Annotated in this window: 8 protein-coding genes; 6 read left to right on the top strand and 2 right to left on the bottom strand. The window is 64.5% G+C overall.

The features are described 5' to 3' along the window. The 5 genes from VFV09_13715 to VFV09_13735 all read left to right on the top strand — a co-directional run. The coding region (locus VFV09_13715; protein ID HEU4868765.1) for an AAA family ATPase at window positions 1–778 on the top strand (778 nt) is incomplete at its 5' end. 4 nt (window positions 779–782) lie between these two features. Continuing rightward, window positions 783–1,022, top strand: a complete 240-nt coding sequence (locus VFV09_13720; GenBank protein ID HEU4868766.1) for a hypothetical protein — start codon at window positions 783–785, stop codon at window positions 1,020–1,022. A 5-nt stretch (window positions 1,023–1,027) separates the two neighbouring features. After that, window positions 1,028–1,810, top strand: a complete 783-nt coding sequence (locus VFV09_13725) for an inositol monophosphatase (GenBank protein HEU4868767.1) — start codon at window positions 1,028–1,030, stop codon at window positions 1,808–1,810. 190 nt (window positions 1,811–2,000) lie between these two features. Continuing rightward, window positions 2,001–2,417 carry a CBS domain-containing protein gene (locus VFV09_13730; protein ID HEU4868768.1) on the top strand — a complete coding sequence of 139 codons (417 nt, stop codon included), beginning with the start codon at window positions 2,001–2,003 and terminating at the stop codon, window positions 2,415–2,417. Between the two features lie 40 nt (window positions 2,418–2,457). After that, window positions 2,458–2,994, top strand: a complete 537-nt coding sequence (locus VFV09_13735) for a YceI family protein (GenBank protein ID HEU4868769.1) — start codon at window positions 2,458–2,460, stop codon at window positions 2,992–2,994. Window positions 2,995–3,058: 64 nt separating this feature from the next. Here the strand turns inward: VFV09_13735 and VFV09_13740 are convergent, their stop codons facing one another. Beyond that, entirely contained in the window at window positions 3,059–3,505 is a 447-nt protein-coding gene (locus tag VFV09_13740) for a hypothetical protein (GenBank protein HEU4868770.1), read from the bottom strand. 44 nt (window positions 3,506–3,549) lie between these two features. Next, window positions 3,550–4,167 (bottom strand): hypothetical protein, encoded by a 618-nt coding sequence (locus VFV09_13745; protein HEU4868771.1) that lies wholly within the window; start codon window positions 4,165–4,167, stop codon window positions 3,550–3,552. Window positions 4,168–4,317: 150 nt separating this feature from the next. Here VFV09_13745 and ligD point away from each other — a divergent pair. After that, window positions 4,318–6,048: non-homologous end-joining DNA ligase (gene ligD, locus VFV09_13750; GenBank protein HEU4868772.1), on the top strand; the 1,731-nt coding region annotated here is incomplete at its 3' end.

Genomic DNA, 6,048 nt, shown 5'->3' on the forward strand with positions numbered 1-6,048 from the left:
CTTCACCGGCAACCCGGGGACCGGCAAGACCACGGTCGCCCGCAAGATGGGCCAGATCCTGTGGAAGCTCGGCTACATCCGCAAGGGCCACGTCGTGACCGCCAGCCGGGACGACCTGGTCGGCCAGTACGTCGGCCACACCGCTCCGAAGACCCGTGAGGTCATCAAGCGGGCCATGGGTGGCGTGCTGTTCATCGACGAGGCGTACAACATCTACCGCCTGGACAACGAGCGGGACTACGGCCAGGAAACCGTCGAGATGCTGCTGGAGGTCATGGAGAACGACCGCCAGGACCTCGTCGTCGTCATGGCCGGGTACCGGGACAAGATGGACCGGTTCTTCTCCGACGTCCCCGGCATCTCCTCCCGGATCGCCCACCACGTCGACTTCCCGGACTACAACGCCCAGGAGCTGCTCGACATCGGCCGCATGATGCTCGACGCCCAGCGCTACCGCTTCGACGAGGACGCCGAGAAGGCATTCACGGACTACATCGACCTCCGCCTGAACCGGCCGCACTTCGCCAACGGCCGTTCGGTCCGCAACGCTCTGGACCGGGCCCGTATGCGTCAGGCGATCCGTCTGTTCGACTCCGCCGAGGCCGGTCGCAAGCTGACCAAGAAGGACCTGGTCACCATCCAGGCCGAAGACATCCTGGCCAGCCGGGTATTCGACGACCTCCACCAGACGTCCACCTCCGAAGGCAACACCGGAAACGGCCTGGCCGGAACGAATGCGAAGTCTAAGAAGACCGCCGGCGCCAAGGCCAAGAAGTAACGCAATGGGTATCGACGACTGGGGCGCCGGCGCCAACGAACGGCTAGTCCTGGGCAAGAAGGACCCGTTGAGCTGGGTCGGTTTTCAATGGTCGGGCAACGAGCCCGAGGGGCTGTACGACACAAAACAGGCGACCGCCCTTGGAGCCGAGTGGGAGGGCGACGAGCTGGTCGTCTACGGCAAAGACGCGTTCTTCCACGTCTTCTCCCGGGTGCGCGACGGCTGGATGGAAGACTCCGATTAGCGTCTTTGCCTAGCCCCGAATTATCCGAACGGCTGGCGTGGGCCGAGGACATCTCGGGCCGGGTAGGCAAGATGCTGCTCGGGTCGTTCCGCAGCGACCTGGAGTCGTCAGACAAAGCCGCCGGCATCGTCACCCACCTCGACACCCGGGCCGAAGCGCTCATCGCCGCCGAGCTCAAGGCGTCGTTCCCCGGCGACGGGCTGCTCGCGGAGGAGGGGACCGAGCTGGAGTCGACCACCGGCTACCGCTGGATAGCCGACCCGCTGGACGGAACCACCAACTACGTCTCCGGCCTTCCTCACTTCGCCGTCTCGCTGGCCTGCCTTCGGGGACCCGAGGTAGTGCTTGGGGTGGTTCACTCCCCGGCAATGGGCGAGACCTTCAAGGTAGTCAGGGGGGAGCGGGCCACCGGCCCCGACGGACCCATGAAGGCAAAGGTAACCACCGAGCTGAAAAAGGCGGTCTTTCTTCTCAACAAGTGCTACCTGCCTTCGCCGGCGTTGTGGGAGACGGTTGGCGAGCTCCTGCCCCACATCCGGGCCTTCCGCTACCTGGGGTGTATCAGCCTGGACATCGCCTACGTGGCGGCCGGTCGGGTCGACGGTCTGATCCTTTTGCCCTCGGAGCCCTGGGACATAGCTGCGGGCCTGGCCATGCTCGACGCCTCCGGAGCCGGGTTTTCGGACCTTTCGGGGGGCCCAGTCCCGGTGGGCCAACCGTCGGGAATTGTGGCTTGTGCCCCCGAACTGTTAAAACAGGTTCTACCGCTGGTACACTTTTCGAACTGAGCTTAAGGCACGGGTAAAAGCTCCGCGGAATTTCTTTAGCAATCGACTCTGTCTAGCTGTATTATTTGCCAACTTTCGCTCCGGACTTCAGGCGGGAGGGCTGTAGCCCCCAGTACTGCCGCCAAGTCCTACCGCACCACAGTCCGTTTTTTGGTCCTTGGTCTTGGCCAGGCTATCTTGGAGGTGACAGATGTCCACGGTTGAAGAGACGATGAGTCGTGCGGTCTTGCGTGTCAGGCCCGAGGACACACTGGAACAGGGCGCACAGGCCATGATCGAACGGCGCACCGGTTCGGCCGTCGTCACCAAAGGCAGCAACCTGGTGGGCATCGTCACCGAGCGGGACGTCTTGCGTGCCGTCGCCAACGGGCGGGTCCCGTGGAGCACCAAGATCTCCGACGTGATGACCCACGACCCGATCTCCGTTGCACCCGACACCTCGACCGCGGAAGCCATCCAGGTGATGCTGAAGGGCGGGTTCCGCCACCTGCCGATCTGCGTCGACGGAGCACTGGTGGGCCTGGTCTCACTGCGTGAGCTTTTGAAGGCTCAAGCGCTCCCTTTAATTGGGACGACCATCGCCGGAAATAGCACGCTCAGTGCCTGACGTGTTTGTGCCGTCCCCAACCTTCGGGTAGTCTGCGGACATGAGTATTAATCCCGGTACATACGAGTTCGGCCCGCAGAACGGCAAGTTGGTAGTACGAGTTTTTCGTGAAGGCATGGCCAAGAAGGCCGGTCACGACCTGATCATCGACGTAAACAGCTGGAAGGCCACCGCGGACATCGCGGAGAACCCTGCAGATTCCAAGTTCACGGCAACTGCCGACGTGGGATCTATGACGGTTCGTGAAGGGGTCGGAGGCGTCAAGCCTCTATCCGAAGGGGACAAGGCGGACATCAAGAAGAACATCACGCAGAAGATCCTGACCTCCCCGGAGATTTCCTTCACCTCCACCGCAGTCCAGCCCAACGGCGACGCAGCCACCGTTACCGGTGACATGCGGATCATGGGCAAGACCGCCCCCGCCACCGTCAAGCTTTCCCAGGAGGGCGGCAAGGTCAAGGGCAGCTTCTCGGTTGTTCAGTCCAAGTGGGGCATCAAGCCTTTCCAGGCAATGATGGGGGCCCTCAAGGTCCGTGACCAGGTGGACATCGAGCTCGAGGCCGACGTTCCTTCGTAGGACGAACCTTCAGAATTAAAAAGGCGCCCCTCAGGGGCGCCTTTTTAATGACCTGAAAAGGTTCTCAAGCGCTCTTGCGTACGAACCTCATTGTGAGCGCCAGGGTCTCGGTGGAGGACGGCTCCTTGCCGAACAGGACGTACCGCAGTTGAAGCTTGAGTAGTCCGAGCTGGGCGAGGGGGTCCCGGCGCAATCTGCGCTCCCGTTCCCGCCACCCGAACCATCGGGCATAGCTGGCCGGCTTCTCGGTGCGGAACTGATGGCGCCGGACCTCGAGCCAACCGAGGTACCAGAACAGGCACCCGGCGAAGATCGTGCCAATCACGAAGAGGGGCAGGTAGGTGTCGAGGGCCGTTTCGCCTTCGGCGTTGGGCAGGATCATCAGCATGAGCACCGGCAGGATGAGCCCTGAGATGAAGAAGACCACTTGGGCGATGCGCATGGGCACCGAGCTGCGAACGAGGTACCGGAACAGGTCCTCGACGTAGTCGGGCAAACCGCTGTCGTTCACGCCGGTAATTGTATTCGGAGCCGAAGAATTAATGATCGGGGACTTCAGTACCGGGAGGGGCGGCCCACCAGGTCGGTGAAGCTGTCGCTGCCTGCGGTTTCGTAGCCGGAGTCGAACTCTTCGTCCAGACGCTCGTGCCAACGGGCGCCGACCACTCCGCCCCAGATTCCGCCGGCCAGCAGGGCGACCGCGACCCCCGCAACCACTCCGAATCCGAGCGGGGTGAAGTTCGCGTCCAGAGGCAGGGTGCCGACGCCGAAGGGAAACTCGAAGGTGGTCAGGCCCTGGGCCCCCGCGGTGATGCCGAAGAACGCGCCCAGACCGAGCAGCGCGATCCCGGGGACCAGCCCGCCGTTGGCCGCTCCGGCGCCGGCGCCCATCCGGCCGGCCGTGTAGCCGCCCCACATGAAGGACAGCAGCACCGCCAGGACGAACGCAATCGCGGCTCCTGAGCTGGCCCAGGCAGTCCTGCCTTGGACCACCCTGTGAAGGTCGTGGCCCTGGGCGTTGAGGACCGCTCCCGCTAGCACGGAAAAGATGAAGGTCGAAGAGAGGGCCACCATCAGCCCGGTGAGGGCGCCGCCGAGCGATACCCGGCCCCGGCCGGCTCTGCCCGCCCGGGACGTGCTCCGGGAGCTCCTGCGTCGCAATGGTCGCCACATGGCCGGCTCCTTCCCGTTCTCTCGGTGTCCCATCAGTCTACGGGCGCAGGCCCGCCGAACAACGGAATGCTTGTAGCTATTCTCCCGTTTGACGTCGGTCAAACTAGATTGGGATTAGGTTGGACGCCTAGCGGCGGCCGGGAGAGGTTCATGCGCCAGTTGAGGTACGGAGTGGCCGGGCTCAAGGATCCGAAGGATCTGAACGCCTCTATCGACCATCTGGTGTCGCACGGCTTCGCCCAGTGCGAGGTCCAGTTCGTCAAGGAGTTCACCCTCAAGGAGGCGGAAGCCAAACGTTTCGGCGAGATGGCCCGGGACAACGGGATCGCCCTGTCGGTCCACGCCCCCTACTTCGCCCAGCTGACCACCAAGGAGCCGGACCGGCTGAAGCTGCACCTGGGGGGACTCCACCACGCCTGCAAGCTGGCCTCTGCTATGGGGGCGACGGTCGTCGTGTGCCACCCCGGGAGCCACCACGGCCGCCCTCCGGAGGAGCTGCACGAGCAGGTGAACGCCAACCTGGCCGACCTCGGCCCCCGGGTCGGCGACCTCGGCGTGAAGCTCGGGCTGGAGACCTGCGGGAAGCGGTCGCAGTTCGGGGCGCTGGGCGACATCGCCCTGCTGGTCAAGGAGCACCCGTTCACGACCGTTGTGATCGACTACGCCCACATCCACGCCCTCTCCAACGGCCAGCTGAACACCCCGGAGGCGATGGAGGCCCTGTTCGGCTACATCACCTCGCAGTTCTCCTTCGAGCACTTCTGGCCGCTGCACACCCACTTCAGCGACAACGAGTTCGGCCCCCAGGGAGAGATCCGCCACGTCCCCTACGGCAAGGGGTCGCTGCGCATCAGCCACGTCGTGCAGGGGGCCAGCAAGTTCGACATGGCGCTGACGATCGTTTCGGAGGAGAAGGACCCGGGCTCGCACGTCGCCATCCAGGAGGAGCTGAAGACCACCAACGCCCCGATGGTCTTCCCGGCCCGGCGTGAGGAGATCCGTCAGGAGCGGGACGGCCTGTGGTTCCCGCACCCCATCCGCCTGGAGCGCAAAGGCGACGCCCACCGGTTCCGGCACGGCGCCCGGGAGCTCAGAATCTCCAACAAAGACAAGGTCTACTTCCCGGAGGACTCCCTCACCAAGGGCGACCTCATCAACTACTACTACAACGCCGCCTCGATGATGCTGCCGTTCCTGAGGGACCGGCCGATCGCCATGCAGCGGGTTCCCGAGGGCATCTACGGCGAGGCGTTCTACGAGAAGCAGATCCCGAAGGGGGCCCCGGAGTGGGTCCGCAACGTGCCGGTGTCGGCAGAAGGCGGCAGCCGGACCATCGACTTCGTGGTGGTCGACGACGTGACGACCCTGGTCTGGCTCGCTCAGATCGGCAGCGTCGAGGTGCACGCCTGGACCAGCAAATGGCCGAAGCTCGACGAGCCCGACTTCGCCGTCTTGGACCTGGACCCCCACGAGCCCATAGAGTTCGAGGACGTCCGGGCCGTCGCCCGGCTGGTCAACGTCGTCCTGGCCGGCCTGGGGTTGAAGGGTTTCCCGAAGACCTCCGGCGGCTCGGGGCTGCAGATCTTCATCCCTCTCGCCCCCGGGCACACGTACCCCGAGGTCCGGGAGTTCTGCACGGCGGTCGGCGGGATGTTGCGGCTGGCGTACCCGGAGAAGGTCACCCTCGAGTTCGCCAAGCCCAAGAGGGCGGGCAAGGTGTACGTCGACGCCGGCCAGAACGCCAAGGGGCAGACGCTGGTCGCGCCGTACTCGGTCCGGCCCTATCCAGGGGCCCCGGTGTCGGCGCCCCTGGCCTGGGAAGAGCTCGACGACGACATATACCCGGAGATGTTTCGCATCGGATCGATGTTCGAACGCATC

It is taken from the genome of Actinomycetota bacterium, assembly GCA_035759705.1.
In the GTDB taxonomy this organism is placed as follows: domain Bacteria; phylum Actinomycetota; class CADDZG01; order JAHWKV01; family JAHWKV01; genus JAJCYE01.

Bases quoted from the DNA above. Each gene is read 5' to 3' on its own strand.
- VFV09_13720 (HEU4868766.1), top strand. From the start codon at position 783: ATGGGTATCGACGACTGGGGCGCCGGCGCCAACGAACGGCTAGTCCTG.
- VFV09_13730 (HEU4868768.1), top strand. From the start codon at position 2,001: ATGTCCACGGTTGAAGAGACGATGAGTCGTGCGGTCTTGCGTGTCAGG.
- VFV09_13735 (HEU4868769.1), top strand. From the start codon at position 2,458: ATGAGTATTAATCCCGGTACATACGAGTTCGGCCCGCAGAACGGCAAG.
- VFV09_13745 (HEU4868771.1), bottom strand. From the start codon at position 4,167: ATGTGGCGACCATTGCGACGCAGGAGCTCCCGGAGCACGTCCCGGGCG.